This window comes from Halostagnicola kamekurae, assembly GCF_900116205.1.
Taxonomy (GTDB): Archaea; Halobacteriota; Halobacteria; order Halobacteriales; family Natrialbaceae; genus Halostagnicola; species Halostagnicola kamekurae.
Genome location: NZ_FOZS01000001.1, coordinates 1,357,565 through 1,376,618 on the forward strand (window position 1 = coordinate 1,357,565; position 19,054 = coordinate 1,376,618).

18 protein-coding genes and 1 pseudogene are annotated in these 19,054 nt (G+C 61.5%); 12 read left to right on the plus strand and 7 right to left on the minus strand.

The window, feature by feature from the left end:
- Window positions 1–58 precede the first annotated feature (58 nt).
- A complete protein-coding gene (locus tag BM348_RS07005) occupies window positions 59–1,339 on the plus strand; it encodes a DUF7125 family protein (RefSeq protein ID WP_092903245.1) in 1,281 nt (426 codons plus the stop codon).
- A 70-nt stretch (window positions 1,340–1,409) separates the two neighbouring features.
- On the opposite strand, the gene BM348_RS07010 is transcribed toward BM348_RS07005, so the two are convergent.
- Window positions 1,410–2,378, minus strand: a complete 969-nt coding sequence (locus BM348_RS07010) for an FKBP-type peptidyl-prolyl cis-trans isomerase (protein ID WP_092903247.1) — start codon at window positions 2,376–2,378, stop codon at window positions 1,410–1,412.
- Window positions 2,379–2,516: 138 nt separating this feature from the next.
- On the opposite strand from BM348_RS07010, the gene cyaB reads away from it, so the two are divergent.
- The 7 genes from cyaB (at window position 2,517) to BM348_RS07045 (ending at window position 10,175) form a co-directional block, all read left to right on the plus strand.
- The gene (gene cyaB, locus BM348_RS07015; RefSeq protein WP_092903674.1) at window positions 2,517–3,068 is read left to right on the plus strand and encodes a class IV adenylate cyclase; all 552 of its coding nucleotides are present in this window, start codon (window positions 2,517–2,519) and stop codon (window positions 3,066–3,068) included.
- Between the two features lie 121 nt (window positions 3,069–3,189).
- Window positions 3,190–4,395, plus strand: a complete 1,206-nt coding sequence (locus BM348_RS07020) for a methionine adenosyltransferase (RefSeq protein WP_092903249.1) — start codon at window positions 3,190–3,192, stop codon at window positions 4,393–4,395.
- 126 nt (window positions 4,396–4,521) lie between these two features.
- On the plus strand, window positions 4,522–5,796 hold the full coding sequence (locus BM348_RS07025) for an MFS transporter (RefSeq protein WP_092903251.1): 1,275 nt from the start codon (window positions 4,522–4,524) through the stop codon (window positions 5,794–5,796).
- A 109-nt stretch (window positions 5,797–5,905) separates the two neighbouring features.
- A complete protein-coding gene (locus BM348_RS07030; protein WP_092903253.1) occupies window positions 5,906–7,084 on the plus strand; it encodes a tRNA sulfurtransferase in 1,179 nt (392 codons plus the stop codon).
- Between the two features lie 292 nt (window positions 7,085–7,376).
- Window positions 7,377–8,480 carry a DUF354 domain-containing protein gene (locus BM348_RS07035; RefSeq protein WP_092903255.1) on the plus strand — a complete coding sequence of 368 codons (1,104 nt, stop codon included), beginning with the start codon at window positions 7,377–7,379 and terminating at the stop codon, window positions 8,478–8,480.
- 103 nt (window positions 8,481–8,583) lie between these two features.
- Entirely contained in the window at window positions 8,584–9,234 is a 651-nt protein-coding gene (locus tag BM348_RS07040) for a DUF5804 family protein (protein WP_092903257.1), read from the plus strand.
- Complete coding sequence (locus tag BM348_RS07045; protein ID WP_092903259.1) at window positions 9,231–10,175, plus strand: alpha/beta fold hydrolase; 945 nt, start codon at window positions 9,231–9,233, stop codon at window positions 10,173–10,175. Before BM348_RS07040 ends, BM348_RS07045 begins: the two co-directional genes overlap by 4 nt.
- Before the next feature lie 49 nt (window positions 10,176–10,224).
- Here BM348_RS07045 and BM348_RS07050 read toward each other — a convergent pair whose 3' ends face one another.
- The 5 genes and pseudogenes from BM348_RS07050 to BM348_RS07070 all read right to left on the minus strand — a co-directional run.
- Window positions 10,225–10,944 (minus strand): hypothetical protein, encoded by a 720-nt coding sequence (locus tag BM348_RS07050; protein ID WP_092903261.1) that lies wholly within the window; start codon window positions 10,942–10,944, stop codon window positions 10,225–10,227.
- A 164-nt stretch (window positions 10,945–11,108) separates the two neighbouring features.
- Window positions 11,109–12,014, minus strand: coding sequence for a PLP-dependent cysteine synthase family protein (locus BM348_RS07055; protein WP_092903263.1), 906 nt, complete (start codon window positions 12,012–12,014; stop codon window positions 11,109–11,111).
- A gap of 100 nt (window positions 12,015–12,114) precedes the next feature.
- Window positions 12,115–13,428, minus strand: a complete 1,314-nt coding sequence (locus BM348_RS07060) for a hydroxyacid-oxoacid transhydrogenase (protein WP_092903676.1) — start codon at window positions 13,426–13,428, stop codon at window positions 12,115–12,117.
- The gene (locus BM348_RS07065; RefSeq protein ID WP_092903265.1) at window positions 13,425–14,231 is read right to left on the minus strand and encodes an N-acyl homoserine lactonase family protein; all 807 of its coding nucleotides are present in this window, start codon (window positions 14,229–14,231) and stop codon (window positions 13,425–13,427) included. The genes BM348_RS07060 and BM348_RS07065 overlap by 4 nt, the downstream gene beginning before the upstream one ends.
- Before the next feature lie 83 nt (window positions 14,232–14,314).
- Window positions 14,315–14,692 (minus strand): annotated as a pseudogene (locus BM348_RS07070) (tripartite tricarboxylate transporter permease); the annotation flags it as partial.
- Between the two features lie 58 nt (window positions 14,693–14,750).
- Here BM348_RS07070 and BM348_RS07075 point away from each other — a divergent pair.
- The 4 genes from BM348_RS07075 (at window position 14,751) to BM348_RS22405 (ending at window position 18,506) form a co-directional block, all read left to right on the plus strand.
- Window positions 14,751–15,296 carry a hypothetical protein gene (locus BM348_RS07075; RefSeq protein ID WP_092903269.1) on the plus strand — a complete coding sequence of 182 codons (546 nt, stop codon included), beginning with the start codon at window positions 14,751–14,753 and terminating at the stop codon, window positions 15,294–15,296.
- Complete coding sequence (locus BM348_RS07080; RefSeq protein ID WP_092903271.1) at window positions 15,293–16,300, plus strand: tyrosine-type recombinase/integrase; 1,008 nt, start codon at window positions 15,293–15,295, stop codon at window positions 16,298–16,300. Before BM348_RS07075 ends, BM348_RS07080 begins: the two co-directional genes overlap by 4 nt.
- 321 nt (window positions 16,301–16,621) lie before the next feature.
- A complete protein-coding gene (locus tag BM348_RS21215; RefSeq protein ID WP_175507123.1) occupies window positions 16,622–16,780 on the plus strand; it encodes a hypothetical protein in 159 nt (52 codons plus the stop codon).
- 436 nt (window positions 16,781–17,216) lie between these two features.
- Window positions 17,217–18,506, plus strand: coding sequence for a hypothetical protein (locus BM348_RS22405; protein ID WP_139231157.1), 1,290 nt, complete (start codon window positions 17,217–17,219; stop codon window positions 18,504–18,506).
- On the opposite strand, the gene BM348_RS21220 is transcribed toward BM348_RS22405, so the two are convergent.
- The gene (locus tag BM348_RS21220; protein WP_175507068.1) at window positions 18,394–18,855 is read right to left on the minus strand and encodes a hypothetical protein; all 462 of its coding nucleotides are present in this window, start codon (window positions 18,853–18,855) and stop codon (window positions 18,394–18,396) included. The genes BM348_RS22405 and BM348_RS21220 overlap by 113 nt on opposite strands.
- Between the last annotated feature and the right edge of the window lie 199 nt (window positions 18,856–19,054).

The following is a 19,054-nucleotide window of genomic DNA, read 5'->3' on the forward strand; positions in this document are numbered from 1 at the left end:
CCATTCTCTGGTCGCCCCCGGCGAGGGTTCAAGTACGAAACCGAGGCCAATCTCCCCTATGATCGCAATCGCCGGATCGAAAGGTGGCTGTGGCAAGACGACGACGGCGCTCGGGCTCGCGAAGGCGCTCGAGCGCGCCGGAAACCGTACGATCGCCGTCGATACGGATCGGCAGTTACCGAACCTCCACACCGTCGCTCGCGTCGACCGAGAGCCGACCGTCGATCGATCGCCGCAGAGCGAATCCCTCGTCGACGTCGCTCAGCCCGTTGCCGAGCACTCGAACGCGCGCGTCCTCCCGGCACCGATCGAGTCCGGCTCCGCGACGATGCGAGCACAACTCCGGGAACTGAGCACCGAAGCGGCCGATATCGTCCTCGATTGTCCGTCGGGTGCGGGACCCGACCTCGCGGATCCGCTCGCTGCTGCCCACGTCGCCGTCGTCGTAACTACCGCCACTGACGAGAGCCTGACAGCCGCGGCCAAGACGATCGCCATCGCGCGTCGACTCGAGACGCCCGTCGCCGGGACGGTGCTTTCGGGAGCCAAGACGGTGCCGGATCGGTACGACGAGCGGATCGACGCGCCGGTCCTCGCGACCGTCCCGCCGGTGGACGATCCCCTCGATTCGAGTTCCGCTCGCGACGCCTACGACGCGCTGGCCGACGCGCTGGTATCGGAGGGGTATCTCTCACAGGAGTCCTCGGAACGGGACCGACCGACCGGTCGGCTCGCGACCGGCATCGAGAGCCTCGACAGAACGCTCGAGGGCGGAATCGCTCCCGGCTCGCTCGTCGCCCTCAGCGCCGCCGCGGCGAGCCAGTCCGAACTGCTGTTGTACGAACTCACGTCGGCCCGGCCAACGGTGTATCTCACGACCGAACGATCCGTCGACGCCGTCGCTCGCGCGCTCGAGTCGACGTGCGCGACAGTCGGCGATCCATCCCTGAAATCGATCGGCGACGAGACGCCGCTCGAAGACGTCGGTCGCTTCCTGGCGGACCTTCCGGACGGATCGAATCTGATCGTCGATACGATGGACGTCCTCGAGCGCGCGGAGACGACGGCCTACGTCGAGTTTCTCGGCGAACTCGCCGACCGACTGGAATCGACCGGAAGCGTCGGCTACCTGCACTGTCTGAAGGGAATCGCAGAGCCCGAAAACCGCACGCGGACCGAACACGCCGCCGACGTCGTTCTCGACCTCGCAACCGATCGTTCGAGTCCCGACCACACGCTGGCGGTTCCGAAGCGTCGGCGCGGGCCGCAACCGGCGACGGCGATCAGCCTCGAGCTTACAGACGGGGTCGAGGTCGATACCAGCCGGGACATCGCCTAGGAGCACCAACCACTGGCTCGGAGGAGAAGTGCCGAAAAATCAGTCTCGAGTCCGTTGGTCGAGTTCGTCGCTACTCTTCGTCGACTGCGCCTTCGAGTTCGTCGACGATCTCGTCAGCGTCCACGTCGGCGTCCTCGAGCGCGTCCTCGATGTCGCCGCCGCCCATACCGCCCATGCCGCCGCCCATCATGCCAGGCATGCCCATGCCGCCCATGCCGTCGATGGTCTCTTGGACGATGACGCGGTCGACGCCGATCTTGTCGATGACGTCCTGTGCGATCTGCTGTTTCGAGAACATCCACTGCTGGTTCATCGACAGCTGTGGCGTCGCTTCGATGTAGAGCGTCTCTTTCTCGACCGTCTCGGTCTCGAACTCCGGTTCGGCGTCCTCGTCTTCGTCTTCGTCGGGTTCGACGGGGACTTCCTCTTCGACCTCGTCCGTCTCGATCCAGAGCTCGAGCTTTTCGTCGAGGTACATCTCGATGAGACCCTGGGCCTGCTGTTCACGGTCGTCGACCTCTTCGAGGATTTCGTACTCGTACTCGACGTCCTCGCCGGCCAGCGGGTGGTTGAAGTCGACGCGAGCGCGGCCGCCGATGATCGTGCTGATGTAGCCGTGTTCGCCGTCGATGTGGACGTGCGCGCCAGGGTAGCGGTCGTCCTCGTCGATCTTGTCGGCGCTTACTGTCTGGACGTCGTCGGGATCGTACTCGCCGAAGGCCTCTTCGGCGGAAATCGTCACGGACCCCTCGTCACCGGCTTCGCCGCCGGTGATCGCTTCTTCGACGCCTTCGAAGATGTGGCCCTCACCGAGGACGATCGTTCGCGGCTCGAACTCCTGGTCCTGGTCGTCGACGCCTTCTTCTTCGGCGACTTCCGGGTCGGTCGTATCGACGAGCTGTCCCTCTTCGACGGTGCGTGCGGTGTAGGCGATTTCGACGAAGTCTCCGTTCTGGAGTCCCTCGGCGGTCTCTTCTTCGCTTTCTTCGTCGACGTCATCGGCCTGCTCATCGAGCTCGGCCTCTTGATCCTCGGTCATACGTTGTACGTCCCCCTGTCTACATTTAAGGACGACGTTTTCGCGCCGGCGCGTCGCCGGCAGCGCTGGCTCGGGAGAGTGGACCGACGCGTGGATCGAAACGACCGATACTTACCGCCGCTCCGCCTCGAGCCGAGCATGTACGAGGTCGAAGTGAAAGTCCCCGCCGATCTCGAGCGGGTTCGTGATCGATTGACCGAACTCGAGGCGACTTCGCTCGGGGCCGTCGTCCAGACGGACACGTACTACGACGCGCCACACCGGTCGTTCCCCGAAACCGACGAGGCGCTCCGGATTCGTCGGGAGCGCCCCGTCGACGAACAGGATCCCGAAGCCGTCGTGACGTACAAAGGCCCGCTCGTGGACGACGAGTCCAAGACCCGCGAGGAGATAGAAACGGGCCTCGAGGACGGACAAGCGTTCGACGCGGTGCTTCGAAACCTCGGGTTCGATCCCGCCGCGACCGTTCGCAAGCGACGCGAGCGCTTCGAACTCGGCGACTTCGAGGGCTACACGATCACCTGCGACGCCGTCGACGGCGTCGGCGAATACGTCGAAGTCGAGACCGACGCCACCGACGACGATCTCGAATCCGCACGCGAGGGGGCGTTCGAGGTGCTCGAGCGGCTCGGCCTCGAGGCGGAGGAAACGGTTCGCACGTCGTATCTGGGGCTGCTCCTCGAGGACTGACGGATTCCGGGGCTCGAGGAGAGTTCTCGAAGGAGTTATCCGCGGGGGATTACCGCGGAGCATATTATCGGGTAGAACTGTTTCCGCAAGTTATAGAACCACGCTCGGACAAGACCATCCAATGAGCGAGCGGAACATCAGGGTCGAACCGATCGACCGTCGAGCAGTCGAGGATCAGGAAGTCGAAATCGTCGAGCGAAAGGGGATCGGTCACCCCGATTCGATCTGCGACGGCATCGCCGAGCACGTCGCCGGCGCGCTGGCGCGCGAATACCTCGAGCGCGTGGGAACGGTCTTGCACTTTAACACCGACGAGACCCAACTCGTGGCCGGCGAGGCCGAGCCGGCGTTCGGCGGCGGCGAAGTCGTCGATCCGATCTACGTCCTCATCGTCGGTCGAGCGACCAAACGCTACGAGGGCCAGACGATTCCGACCGAGACGATCGCGCTCAAAGCCGCACGGGAGTACATAGAGTCCGAAATTCCACAGCTCACCTACGGCGAGGACATCGTCGTCGACGTGAAACTGGGCGAGGGAAGCGGCGATCTACAGGAGGTCTTCGGCGAGGACGAAGTTACCGTTCCGATGGCAAACGACACCAGCTTCGGCGTCGGCCACGCGCCGCTCTCGGAGACCGAACAGATCGTCTACAATGCGGAGCGTCGGCTCAACGGGGAGTTCGCCGACGACAACCCGTATCTGGGCCCCGACGTGAAGATCATGGGCAAACGCGAGGGCGATCAGATCGACGTGACCGTCGCCGCGGCGATGATCGACGAGTACCTCCCGAACATGGACGCCTACGTCGACGCCGTCGACTCGGTCCGCGAGTTCGTCGCGGAGATCGCGACGGAGTACACGGACCGCGACGTGAACGTCTACGTCAACACCGCCGACGACTACGACGAGGGCGCGATCTACCTGACCGTGACGGGGACCTCCGCCGAACAGGGCGACGATGGCTCCGTCGGCCGGGGTAACCGCGCCAACGGTCTCATCTCGCCGAACCGCTCGATGTCGATGGAGGCGACCAGCGGAAAGAACCCGGTCAATCACATCGGCAAGATCTACAACCTGCTGTCGACCGACATCGCAGAGCGGGTCGTCGAGGACGTCGACGGGATCCGCGACCTGCGCGTGCGACTGCTCAGTCAGATCGGTCGACCGATCGATCAACCGCACGTCGCGGACGTTCACGTCGTCACCGACGACGGCGTCGTCCTCTCGGACGTCGAAGACGAGATCGAAGCGATCGTCGACGATCGACTCGCCAACGTCACCGAAATCACCCGCAGCGTCATCGACGGCGAGCTATCGACGTTTTGAACGCTCGAGTTGTCCCGTTTAACTCGCTTTTGAGCCGCGGTATCGCGGAGACGTCGCGGTCGGAATAATCATTATTCCGCCCGCCGAATCCGGTGTTACGAACCGAAATACCGTGGTGGCCCGGTAGTGTCCGATTCGACTCCGAACCCTCGAGCGGTCGTGCTCGCCGTCGTCGCGAGCACCTTCTTCGTCGGGTTCGGGGGCGGCGTGATCTTCCCCATCCTGCCGAATCTCGGCGAAGTGCTGGGCATCTCGGCGGTGATGGTCGGCGTTATTCTCTCGGCGAATCGGTGGACGCGGTTGGTCGCGAACGCGCCGGCGGGCATCCTCGTCGACCGAATCGGGACGCGAACGCCCTTTATCGCCGGACTGGCGGTCGAGGGCGTCGCCACGTTCGGATACGTCGTCGCTATCCTCGCCCCGGAGCTTCCGTTCGTGCCCGACGTTCCCGAGTTCTGGTTCGTTCTCGCGCGGGTCCTGTGGGGAATCGGGAGCGCGCTCGTGTTCGCGACGGCGTATACGATTACGGCGGACGTCAGCGAAACCGCTTCGCGCGGCACCAGCATGGGTATCGTCCGAGCCGGCATCACCTTCGGATTCCCGGCGGGGATGGTACTGGGCGGGCTCGTCAGCGAACTGTACAGCAACGCGGCGGCGTTCGTGATGGCCGCGGCGTTCGCGGGACTGGCGAGCGTCATCGCCTACTTCATCGTCCCGGAAACGCACGTCGAATCCTACGATAGATCGGTTTCGCCGTTAGACCTCGAGTTGACGCTCCCGGCTGTCACCGTCGGGCTGGTCAACTTCGGGCTCTACTTCGCGTACGTGGGCGTGCTCTTCTCGACCCTCGTCATCTACCTCGAGGCCGAGTCATTGACTCTCTCGGTCGAACTGTTCGGGTCAGCCATCGACTACGAGGAGCAGGGTACCTCCGGACTACTGATGGCCGTCTCGGTCCTCTCCGGATCGGTGTTCACGATTTCCGGCGGTGCCATCAGCGACAGCGTCGGCGCCCGCGTTCCCGTTCTCGTCTGCTTTCTGCTGACGAACTGTCTCGGTTTCGTCGTCCTGACGATGGCGCCCTCGTTCTGGTACGTCGTCGCGGCCTGTGGCCTCATCGGCGCGGGTCAAGGCGGGGTCGGTGGCCCGCTGACGGCGCTGCTGGCCGATCTCACGCCCGAAGACAGGATGGGGCGCGCGATGGCCACGAACAACGTCCTCGGCGACGTCGGCGGCGGACTCGGTCCGCTTATCGCGGTCCCGATCGCACAATCCGTCGGGTTCGACTTCCTGTACGCGCTCAGCGTTTTCATCCCGCTCTGTGGCGCGGTCGTTCTCGTCGCGGGGATCTACACGCACACGGGAAGCCTCAGTCCGACGGTCGACGAGTCGGTCGTCTGAGTCGCCGAATCGGATTTCGGTCGCGCCCGTGCGAGGCGTCGTCCGAACGAATCACGGTGACTCCCTCGCCTCGTAACCCCCTTATAGCGGGGCGCGTCTATCGAACGCTATGCACCCGCCAGGAGCCGACACCGTCCTCGTTCGCCACGGGGACGTAAACACCAAAAGCACGACCGTCAAGCGGTACATGCTTCGGATTCTCGTCGAGAACCTCGAGGCCGCGCTCGAGGATCGATCGGTCTCCGGCGCGGTCGATCGGCGCTGGCACCGGCCGTTGATCGCAACCGACGAGGGGGACGTCGAAGCCGCCGTCGAAGCCGCCGCGTCGACGTTCGGCGTGGTCTCCGCCAGCGCCGCCGTCACCCTCGAGCCGGATCGTGAGGCGATCTACGACGTGCTGGACGAAACGGCGCGTCGCCACTACACCGGCGGCTCGTTCGCTCTCGAAGTCAACCGCGCGGACAAACAGCTTCCCTACACCAGCGAGGACGTCGCTCGAGAGGGCGGCACGGTCGTCTGGGAGGCCGTCGAAGACGAGTTCGAACCGGAAGTCGACCTCGAGGATCCGGACCTCACGTTCGGCGTCGAAATCCGCGAGGAGGAGGCGTTCGTCTACCTCGATTCGGTCTCCGGGCCGGGCGGACTGCCACTCGGCTCCCAAGAACCGATGGTCGCGCTGGTAAGCGGCGGCATCGACTCGCCCGTCGCCGCCTACGAGATGATGAAACGGGGATCGCCGATCGTCCCGGTCTACGTCGATCTGGGCGAGTACGGCGGGATCGACCACGAGGCGCGAGCGATGGAAACCGTTCGCGTGCTCTCTCAGTACGCGCCGAACTTCGACCTGCGCGTCTATCGCGTCCCCGGCGGCGAGGCGGTGGCGACGCTCGTCGAGGAGATGGAGACGGGACGGATGCTATCCCTACGGCGGTTTTTCTATCGGGCCGCCGAACGAATCGCAGAGCAGACCGGCGCGAGCGGGATCGTGACCGGCGAAGCGATCGGACAGAAGTCGAGCCAGACTGCACAGAACCTCGGCGTCACCAGTCGCGTCACCGACCTGCCGATCCACCGTCCGCTTCTCACGCGGGACAAACAGGAGATCGTCGCGCTGGCCCGCGAGATCGGCACCTACTCGGATTCGACCATCGACGCGGGCTGTAACCGAGTCGCGCCCGATCGAGCCGAAACCAACGCGCAACTCGAGCGCCTTCTGGCGGTCGAACCTGATGGCCTGCTCGAGCGAGCGACGGCGGCGGCCGACGACGCGGATCTGGTCGAACCGTGATCGAACCGCGGTTGAACCGCGACCGAACACGTAATCTATCTGTGGGAAATCCCATCCTTGCAGTATCATAGTTCGGTCGCCGTCTTCGACTGTCGCGTCTCCGAGGCTATCGACCCGCTTTCGGCTACGATCGTATGCGACGGCTAGCCGGATGTATGTAACAGTTACTCGATCGTTTCGGGGAGGCTACGCACATATAGCGGCCCGCTAATGTATGTATTTTTGATAGGAACAGGTACCGTCAGTTGTACCATTCTAATTACAAAGGGTCGATAGCGGCAACGGGGAGGCGATGCGGGTTCTCGTCTTCACGAATACGCCGGCACACGTCCACACGTACAGAAACGCTATCGATCGGCTCGTCGACCGAGGGCACGACGTGCTCGTATTGGCCCGCGAGTATGGATGCACAACCGACCTTCTGGATTTTTTTGGTATCACGTACGGAGTGTACGGCAGTCACGAAGCAACCGCATACTCCCGACTCGAGTTCGCGCGCGAACTCACCGGTCAACTTGCAGACATTGCACTCGAGGCCCGACGGTTCGAGCCCGACGTCCTCTTCGGTCGCGGACCCTACGCCGCGTTTTCGGGGCTCGTCACTTCGACTCCTACCGTCCTGTTGCTCGACGACGAACCGGGCGACTTCAACCACACCGTCTCCCGGCCGTTCGCCGACGCGATCATCACCCCCCACGCGACGCGACGAGATCTCGGACCGGCTCACTACACCTTCGACGGGTTCAAAGAGTGTGCGTACCTGCATCCGGCGGTCTACGAGCCGATACCGGACATTCGCGACCGCCTGGGCGTCGACGACGACGAGCGGTACGCGATCGTCCGGTTCAACGCCTTCGACGCGCTTCACGACGTCGGCGCGGCGGGCTTTTCGCTGACACAGCGCCGGGATCTCCTCGAGGCGCTCTCGGAGGAGGCGACCGTCTTCGTCTCCGACGAAGCCGGGACGATGGACTTTCGAAACCTCCCGGCGCGCGAGTACGACCTCCATCCGGCGCTGCTCCACGACGCGATCCGCGAGGCACACCTGCTGGTCGCGGACACGGGAACGATCGTCACCGAGGCGGGATTGCTCGGAACGCCGGCGATCCGCTACGGCGGCACCGAAGACCGCGAGTTCGGCGAGTTCGCCGCGCTCGCGGACGTCGGCCTGCTCGAGGAGTGCGATCGCTACGAGCGAGTCAGAGGCCGCGCACTCGAGGTGCTCCGGGACGGGAACGCGCGCGCCCGACATCGCGAGCGACGCGACGCCTACGTGAGCGGGCTCGTCGATCTCACGGAACTGATCGTCGACGTTGCGGAGGCCCGCGGCGACGTCGAGCACGTCCTCGCGAGTCCGCGCGCCGAAGCGCAGAGACCGCGGGCGACGACCCAGTGACGCTGCGGTTTTCGGATCGGAAGCGATGAGGCGATCGAATCGATCGCGCGAGCGCGACGCGGAGGCGAAACCCACATTACCGAGTCCCACGCACAACACACCAGTGACCCGCGTCTGTCTCATCGGGGAAGACGGTGTGAACCTCCAGTACGAACTGCTCTCTCGAGAGACGTCCAGGGAAGCGCTGGCGACGTACGATCTCGAGCGCCCGTTCGAGAACGCACTCGCCGTCCGAACCGTCAGCGTCGGCGCAGCCGTCTCGTTGCTCAACGACCTGCAGTGGTACCTCACTCGGTTCGTCGAGGAGTGTCTCGTACAGGAACCGAGCATCGACGACGAGGAGTGGCTCTCGCGCGGGTTAGCTGAACAGCTCCGAAACGGCGACGTCGACCCCGAAGAGACCGGCGAGTTTTGCAAAGTCTACGGGCTCGAACGGCCCGATACTTCCGAAGAGGAGGACACGGCGCGAGGCCCGGGCTCCGGTTCGCCCGACGACGAGGCTGACGAGGACGGGTCCGGTCACCCTGGCTCGGCTGCTCCCGAACTCGAGTCGACTGACGAGTCAGCCGACGAATCAACCGAGGAACCGAGCGAACGGTCGTCGGATCGTGGCGTCGCGACTGCGTTCGGCCCGCAACGGCTGGTCGAACCGCTGTACGTTCGCCGAACCGACGGCGACCTGCCCGAATACGACCTCCGGGACGTCGAGGAGACCCTCGTCGTCCGACTCACCGAAGCGGAGTTCACCCAATGACGGGCGGTACCGGCGTCGTGACGATTCGGTCGGACGGGGAAGACGGCCGATCGAAGACTCGTCTCAGCTACCGCCGCGCCGGGACCGGCGGCGACCCCGTCGTCTTGCTCCACGGCGGCGGCGTCGACGACGCGACGCTCTCGTGGAAACACGCCATCGACGCTCTCGCCGACGACTACCGAGTCTACGCGCCGGACTGGCCGGGGTACGGCGACAGCGTCGTTACCGGCGGGAACGGCGCCCCCATCGGCGAACAGACGATCGAGAGCTACGTCTCCGTCCTCGAGGGGTTTCTCGACGAAACCGGCCTCGCGGACGAGCCGGTTACCCTCGTCGGCATCTCGATGGGCGGCGCCGCGGCGCTCGGGTACGCACTCGAGCACGCAGAAACCGTCGCCAAACTCGCGCTCGTCGATAGTTACGGCCTCGGAAAACGGATTCCGGGCGGACAGTTTTTCAAGGGGACGGCGCACGTTCCCGGCGCGAACTCGCTCGGATGGCTCGCGACGGGACTCTCCGCGGAGACCGCGAGATTCGCGCTGGACGCCGTCGTCGCCGACGCCGGCGCGCTCGAGCCAGCGTTCGTCGACGCGTTTCGTGCTCGAGCGAGCGAACCCGGTGCCGGGACCGCCTTCGAGGCGTTCCAACGCGCGGAGATAACCGCCGAGGGCGACGCCCGGACGGACTTTACGGACGACCTCGAGTCGCTATCGGTGCCGACGCTACTCGTCCACGGCGTCGACGATCCGCTCTTTCCCGTCCGCTGGTCGAAGCGGGCTCACGAACTGCTCCCCGACTCGCGACTCGAACTCCTCGAGAACTGCGGGCACTGGGTTCCACGCGAGCGACCCGCCGAGTTCGGAGAGTGCCTACAGGACTTTCTCGAGAACGGTACTACCGCCGAGAAAGGATCCGACGCCGAGAACGGCACCAGCGCCTGAGATCGGACTCCGGAACGGAACTACTCTCGAGATCGAGAGCGAGGACCGACTAGTCGGACGCGGTGTCGGTCCCCGAGTCGCCGTCGGAACCGCTCTCCTCCTCGGATCGATTCGTCGAGACGGACTTGGACGCGCTCGCGCTTGCACTGTTGCTCGACACGCTGGCTCCGCGTCCGTACTCGTTCCCGTCGGCATCGACGATCGTGGTCGAAATCGAGTCGGGTTGCTCACCGCCGATCGACGCGCGAACGAACGCGCCGACCGCCGTGAGTTGCTGGGCGCACATCTGGTTCTCGTCAGTCTCGGTGACTTCGGCGTGAACGGTCACCGTCTCGTCCTCGAGACCGACAGATTCGACCGCGAGTTCGTAGCACGTGGTGTTCGCCCCGGCCTCGAGCGCGATCACGCCCGCCTCCTCGAAGTCCGTCTCGTCGACGAACTCGGAAACGGCGTCGCCGATCGATCGATCCGAAACCCACCGGTCCGCCTGGTCTTCGCTCGTCAACAGGTCGATCGTGGGATCTTCCGGTCGGTCGCCGTGCTGGAACGCAGTGGTCGTCGACTCGAGATCATCGTCGCCCTTGTCGTCGCTGTCGTCGCTCGACTCGGCTTCGCTGTCATCGTTGTCGGCTTCGTCGTCGCTCGTTTCGTTGTCGGCGTCTCCCGGACCCGGAGAGGCGGCCAGCCCGCTGCTGTCGAGACAGCCCGCGGTGAGCGCGATCAGTCCGGCGCCGCCCGCGAGGAGGTGTCGTCGTGAGGATCGTGTCATCGTAACTCCCCCTACACCGCTCGGGGATATGTATCTCTGGCTAGCTAAAAGGCGTCTTTCATCCATCGATCCCGTCTCGTCCACTCCCTCGACGGTGAACTCGCGAACGAAGCGGATGTTCGAGAGCCGATCGATCCGACACCAGCGGGCGCGAGCGAGTTCCGTCAGTCGAACAGCCCGGTCGAGAGGTACCGCTCGCCGCTGTCCCAGAAGACGGTGACGACCAGCGGATCGTCGTCGGCGTCTGGGGCGGCGATTCGTTCGCCGACGCGACGGGCGACGATGCTCGTCGCGCCGCTTGACTGGCCGACGAGGACGCCCTCCTCGCGCGCGAGCCGACGGCACTCGTCTTCGGCGTCCTCGAGTCGCACCGTCTCGATCGAATCGATCAGGTCCCGCTCGAGGTTGTCGCTGACGAATCCCGGCCCCATTCCCTGGAAGTCGTCGTTCCCGGCCTCGCCCGTCGAAAGGACGGCGTTTCGCTCCGGCTCGACGGCGACGATATCGACGTCGGGAAACTCCTCGCGGAGCCGTCGACCGGCACCGGAGAGCGTGCCGCCGGTGCCGACGCCGGCGACGAAGGCGTCGACCTCCCGCTCGCCGACTTGTTCGACGATCTCCTCGCCGGTCGTCCGGTAGTGGGCCTCCGGGTTGGCCGGGTTTTCGAACTGACCGAGCTGGATCGCGCCCTCGGCCTCGAGTTCGTCCGCGCGCTCGCGGGCGTCTTCCATCTCGCCGTCGACGAGTTCGAGGTCGGCACCGTAGGCCGACATAATCTGCCGTCGCTCTTCGGACTTCGAGGCCGGCATCACGATCGTGAGATCGTAGTCGCGAGCGGCACAGACGAGCGCGAGCCCGATCCCGGTGTTGCCGCTGGTTGGCTCGACGAGACGATCGCCCGGTTCGATGGCCCCCTCGCGTTCGGCCGCGCGGACCATCTCGAGCGCCGGTCGATCCTTGGCCGACCCGCCCGGGTTGAACGATTCGATCTTGGCGGCGACCGTCACCCCCTCCTGCGAGTCGACCTGGACGAGCGGCGATCCAATGGTGTCCAGAATGCTGTCCTTCATTATACCCCGGATAGGGCGTCGGGACGTAAACCGGTGCTGGACCTCGGCACGTCCTGCCGGTGTCCCGTTTCCGACGCCGGACGACTGCAACGAGACTCCCCTACTCCCAGTTGTACAGCGCGTCTCGGAATATCGCGGCCACGTCGTCCTCCGTCACGGGCCGCGGGTTACACCGGAGCAGTCGCTGCTGGGTTTCGACGGTCTGGCTCGCGAGCCAGTCGATATCTTCCTCGTCGATCCCCGCGAGTTCGTTGAGCCCGCTCGGGATGACGTTCAGATCTTGCTGAAGCCGAACGTACTCCTCGCGAGCGAGATCGGCCGCTTCTCGGGCGCCAAGGCCGTCCGTGTCGACGCCGAGTAGCCTGCTCACTTCCGCGAACCGCTCCGGGTCGCTCGCGGCGTTGTACCCGAGCGTCGAGGCCGGCGTGAGGACGGCGATCGTCTCGCCGTGGTACGTGTGATAGCGGTTCCCGACCGGGTAGGCCATCGCGTGACAGAGACTCGCGCCCGCGGTGAGCCCCGCGATCGCGCCGAACAGCGCGCCCTTGAGCATGGCCGCCCGAGCCTCTATATCGTCGCCGTTGTGGACGGCGGTCCGAACGTTGCTCGAGAGCAGGTCGATCGCCTTCTCGGAGAACATCTCGGTGAGCTCCGTTCGGCCGGCGTAGACCGGCCGTTCCTGCGGGTCCGTCGCGCGGAGCAACCCGTCGAAGGGGTGGGTCGTGTAGCCCTCGATGGCGTGACCGAGCGCGTCCATCGCGGTCTTGGCCGTCATTTCGGGCGGCAGCGTCGTCGTGAACGTCGGGTCGAGCACGGCCGCGTCGGCGCGGACGTGGTTGCTCGAGATGCCCTCTTTGATCTCCTTTTCCTCGACGGAGAGGATCGCGACGGGCGAGATTTCGGCGCCGGTCCCGGCGGTCGTCGGCATGAGGACGAGCGGCGGTCCCGACTCGGTCAGCGCCTCGCCGTTCCCCGTCGGTTCGGCGATGTAATCGAGCGCTTCGCCGCCGTTGGCGATCACGGCGCGCGTCGTTTTTGCAACGTCGATGCAGCTCCCGCCCCCGAACCCGAGGTAGAAATCGTACCCGTCCTCGCCTTCGTTCTCGCGAACGAACGAGATGCACTCGCTGACGACCTCGAGCGACGGCTCGCGTTCGACGCCGTCCCAGACGGTCGCGTCGTATCCGGCGTCCTCGAGGTGGTCCGTGACTCGATCGACGTGCCCGATGTCGACGAGGTTCTCGTCGGTGACGACCAGTCCGCGCGCGCCCGCTTCGACGCCGAGGTCCCGAAGCTGGAACCCAAGTTCTTCGACGGCGTCCCGGCCGAATCGGATCTGGGGCATCTGTAGGTGCCAGACGGTCTCGGTCTCGAGCGCATGTTGCTCCGCGGAAACCGATCGATCGTAACTCACCGCCCCCACCCCTCACGGATCTGCTCGAACTGATCTGCGTCGTGACCGTAGACGATCTCCGCGTCATTGCGTCGCTCGAATTTCTCGATTCGTCTGAGGCTCTCGTACCACTCGGTTTTGCCCCAGAGCAGCGACGCGCCGAGCGGTTGCTCGTCCTCGTAGTTCGGTGCCTGATAGACCTGATCGCCCGTAAAGACGATCGTTCCCTCGTCGTCGAGGTGGATCACCGTCCCGGTCAGACCCGGTGTGTGTCCGGGGAAGCGAACGAACTCGACGTCATCGAAGTGCCGTTCGCGATCGCGGTGGAGGACCCGCCAGTTCAGGTCGTGATCGAAGTCCTCGAGGATGTACGCGCCGCTTCCCTTGTCGGTCTTCGCGCTGTAGTAGGCGAACTTGAGTTCACGTTCGTGGACGAAAATCGGGACGTCAGTACCGTCGAAAAACTCCAGCCCGCCCGCGTGGTCTAAGTGCAGGTGCGTCTGGAACACGTAATCGATGTCCTCGAGTCCGTAGCCGTTCTCCTCGAGAACCTCGTCGAGCGGGTGTTCGTGCGCGTCGTACGGGTAAAACGCCTGTTTGAGCCCTTCGGGCCAGTGGCCCTCGAGGGCGTCGTGGTGCGAGCCGGTATCCCAGAGAATTGTTCCCTCGGGGTGGTCGATGACGAGGTTCCAGACGGGAATCTCGTCGTAGCTCAGGTCCGGGTTCGGCTCGTCTTTCGTGCCGAGCGTTTCCCCCTCGATCATGTAGTTCTGGTCGCACTCGAGCGCCCCGCGATACAGGACCTCGATGCTAGCATCAACCATGGTTGTGATCCCCGTCGTACTACACGGATTACGAACATAATCGTTCGTGTTGGTCTACGGGCCTGAGAAGCGACCGCGGCCCCTCATAGCCCCAGCATCAGCGGCCCGATGAGCACGCCCATCAGGTGCACGCGGCGCGCCCGAAGGCGGACCGGAACCAGTCCGACCGCGGTCGCGACGACGAACACGCCGATACCGACGAGTCCGGTGAACAGATAGGAAAGCGCGAGCAACAGCCCGAGGACCACCACCGAGATCTTCCAGTAGGCGAGACGTCCCACGAACTCGAGATACGCGTCACCCAGCACGATCACGAGGACGAAACCGGCCAGTCCGGCGATGACAATACTCGAGAGCAATATCGGCACGTCGAGCGGTGCGTTCACGTTGTCGAATGCGATCATGACGCCGGTTCGGGGCTGTCCGAGCGAGACGAGCGCGAACAGCGCGAAGATCGAGTTGGTGTCTCCTTAGTATTACCTCGTAACACCCAAGACAACGGGGACTAACAACATCACCATGACTGATTGGGAACACATCACGCTGAAGGTTGAACCGGACACGAAAGAGGAATGGAAAAAGTATGCTGAGGAACACCCGGAAGCGGGGAACTTGAGCCACCTAATCCGGCTTTCTGTTCATAACGAGATGAATACTGAGTCGGAGTTAGATGACGCGCATGTCCCCAAAGAAGATGAGCGGATAGGTGAGTTGATTGAGAGCGTCAACCAGATTCACGATACTCTTGACACGGTGCAAGCCCGGATTTCTACGCTGGAGCATGATTCAGAAGTCACAGAAGGGTTTGACATGCAGAAGGCCGTCTTGTCTTTCCTTCCGACTCCGCCGGAATCGGCTCTTGTTCCTAACCCCGATTCCACAGGGTCACACGTCTACAATGACGCAGACTTTGACGAGTGGGCCGCTACTCCTGAAGGGATTTCCGAACAACTGGGTTCCAACGAGGCTGATGTGAGGGATGCCCTTCAACGTCTTGAGAGCGTCACAGGTCTTGTAGATAGTAAGTCGAGTGACAGCCAGATTTACTACTGGAAGAAAGAATGACTGGGTTAGAAACCCTCACTGACCGCTGGCAGGACGAAGATGAGTGGAAGGTCATCAAGAGACTTGAGCGGAAAAAAGGCAAATCTACATTTCAAGAGTATGAGCGGCATTGCCGCCAGTTCCGCGAGTGGTTGGATGGCAAGAGCCTCTTTGAGGCGGACGAGCTTGACATAGAGGATTGCATCATCGACATGATATATGATGGATACTCTGTTTCGTCGGTAAATATCCGTCATGCCGCTCTTGGTGAGTTTTTCACCGAAGCTGAGCGGCTTAACGGCAAGCGGATAGACGTGCCCCTCAATGGGAATCCTGTTGAAGAATTGCCGAAGCTGAAGGAAATTAAGCCGTACAAAGACGCTCTCAATGCCAGAGAAAGCCGAGATGATGGAGTTTGGTTTCTTGAACCAAATGACGTAAGGCAGGTAGCTGAGAATGTTCCGAAGCCGTACACTCGAAATGAGCTTCTTGTACGACTTTGCTTCCAAACCGGGATGCGAAGGAACGAACTCGTTCAAATCGAACTCGAGCATGTGGACTTTCAGAACCGTGTTATCACAATCCCGCCCGAGAACGCGAAGAACGGCGAGGAGCGAAAGGTCGGTTACCAATCCACACTTGACGCTCTTATGAGCCATTGGATTGATACAGTTCGTCCGACCGTTGCAATGGCTTCGGAAAGTGACTATCTATTCCCGAGCAACCGGAGTAAACACATCTCAGGACAGACCTTCAATGATGTAGTTGTTGAAGCCGCTGATAACGCTGGAATCCAAGGAACGAGGATGACAAACCGAGCCGGGGAGGAGCGTGCTAAAGTGACTGCTCACGTTCTGAGGCATAGTTTTGCGATGGCCGCCAAGTCAAACGGTTGGGATATTTACGCTCTGGCGAAGGCGATGGGTCACTCATCAGTCTCCGTGACTGAGGAAACATATCTCCACGATGATAATGAGTACATCCTAAACCACTACAGGGATGACGGACCCGGACGGCAGGAATAGTCAACACACGAACTCCTCGAAAACTTAATCAAAGTAAATCATATTTTCTTGGGAAAGTCAGGGACGTCATGGGGGTAAAGAAGGCTCCGGCCCCCTCGTTTTCGGCCATTCCAAGCCATTTATTACCGAAATCGGGGGAATTGGGGTGGGTGGGGGTTGTTTCAATTTAGCAACTTAAAGTCATATCTCTGGCTTTGACTACCGGCCCCATCATTAATATACTATAATTATGAATTTTATTTCTTTTAAAAAGGGGCTCTTCTTATCACTATAAGTGAGCGGGAGTCGGAGAAAAATAAGACATCCCGTTGGCTAAACAACATGACTGACTTAGAGAAAGACATCAAAGTTACGCCGAAAGTTCACAAGAAACTGCAACGTGCAAAACTCGAGATGTATGGAGCAGAGTCCGCCCGGTTCAGCGACGTTATTGAGGCTCTGACCGACCAAGTACTTAATGAGGGTGAGACGGATGAGTAGTGATACAACTGTTGCCTCTGGACCGAGGAGGACTTGTATTTATCTTACTGTTGATGAGTTTAACACTCTCTCTGACGAATTTCGTGCGTCCCCTCTCGCCGAAGATAACCAAGATACGTACGAGAACAACCATCCTACGGCTGAGTACATCCGTCAACTTCTCGAAGAACCTGTCGAGATTGATATGAGTGATTATGATGCAACGCCCCCATCGTCGCGGGAGTACAGTCGGAGTATTACGATTCTCTTTCCCGAGGGCCAATACCAAGACCTCCGAGAGAAATTCGCGCAAACACCATTGCACGATGACAAAAATGCACGAGGGACCTACGCAGGTAACTCTGCGTTCAGTGAGTACCTGCGGCGATACCTTCGCCACTACTTGAACAAAGACGAGTAAACACACGCGGCGCAACCCCAGACGAACTAATTCTATATGGACCATGAAGTAACGACCAGCGGAGAGTACGAGGGCGGCGTGTGTTTACCGTCTCCTGATAGCGACGGGCATACTTGTCCAAGCGCAAAAATTGGTACTCCCCGAAGCGAAACGCAGTTACTGGCCGAAGACTCACCAGTTGACCTTACCGTCAAGGAGCTTGCAGGGTTGACCCTTGCCGAAGCGACAGACGTCTACAAGGCCCACAGAGCGGGGGAAGCCGCTAACGAGAGGTATACATCGGGAACCCTTCTCGGGCGAGCAAGACGGCGCTACGGTGCTTTGCTGTCCACTGATAGACAACTCCGACAGGAGTACGATAACCCAACAGTGGCCATGCTCACACTCACTGCCAACCCCGTCTTCGGCGGGGAGTGGATTACCCCCCTCGAGCATACTGAAGCTCTTACCGAACCTCTGAGCAACGTCTTTGCTACGCTCCGCTACCACCTTCGGGAGTACAAGTTTGAGTATGCCGCTGTCCGGGGAGCGACGGACCAAGGCGTTAGCCATTGGCACATTGTCATGTGGATTGACGGCAATCCCTCACCCGACACTTTTGCACCTGCTGTCGAGTCATTCATCAACAATTGTGATATAGCGAGCCAAGAACAACACCCGCTCGAGGATGCCGTCAAGGTCAACACTATCCCATCGCAGGATTTGAAGCCCATCGGCAAGACCGACCGGGAGCGAGGGACAGTCTCAAAGCTCTCCCGTTACGTCGCTACGCAAATTCCGCATGTCTCTGGGGTTGACGATATGTCTGAAGCCGAAGCCATGCAGGGAGCGATTGAGTGGGCCGCTTCATCTCGAGGCTTCCGCACCTCTTCAGGAATCCAACTAACCAATGTTGAAGACAGGAACACTTGTCGAAGCACAAAAAAGTCAAAAAGAACCATTGTTGAGAAACCCTCGGAGGAACCCCACAACGAGAAAAGCAAGAGCAATCCATGCCATGAGGTATTCGAGATTGGAAGCCAAGTTCAGGAGAGTCCAAGACAGCTTCCACGAGTGGAACACCGAATCCATAACTTGACCCCACTGCCCACTTGTTCGTGGCCGAAGTGTCATAAAAGTTATAGACATTATCTGTTCCAAAGCCCTGAAAAGAACTGCTACAAATGGGGCGGTAAGAATAGCCACCAAAGCTTCCCGCCCCCTCATGTTCAGCTTAGGCGGGGTAAAGTCTCCATGCCCAGTTCACTGGAACGGTCCCATCCGCGATTTGATTTCGGACGAACCGGCGAAGACTTTTCAGTGTCTTCTTCGAGCGTGCCTCGCTAAGTCGTTCAGGAGCATACTTCTTGACTGCCCAGAGTAGCCCCTTTCGGCTCGTTAGAACCTCTAAATCGCTATCGTCGTCATTTCGCTCGAAGACATAACCGATAACTGGAGTATTTCGGTCTCCGTCGATTCTGTCTTCTTCCATAGCGTCCATAGCGAGCGAATAGGCGTAACTGTGGCTGATGTCGAGTTCATCAGCGATGTCCGACACAGACACCTTTCCTGATTTATTTACGAACTCTACGAGCTGGTCGATTTGGTCTTGACGTGATGCCATATCTTGTGACATATTTGCCAGCCCGATTTTTTGGGTAAAGCTTACATTGCTCCTGCTACCAGTCTGTGTCACAACCACACCGACAGGCAACAGTCCCAAGTCGGGCTGAAAGGTTCGGTTCAACCTCATTGGCTCGCTCGCAACTTTGGCAGGTGGAGAACGAGCCTCAGTCGGTCGGTGCATGGTATCCAACATATTTCTTCAGGGTCCAACCCGCATTAGTGCGGTCTCTTCTGATTCCCAATAGGTGATGGCCGTTAAAAAGACTTTT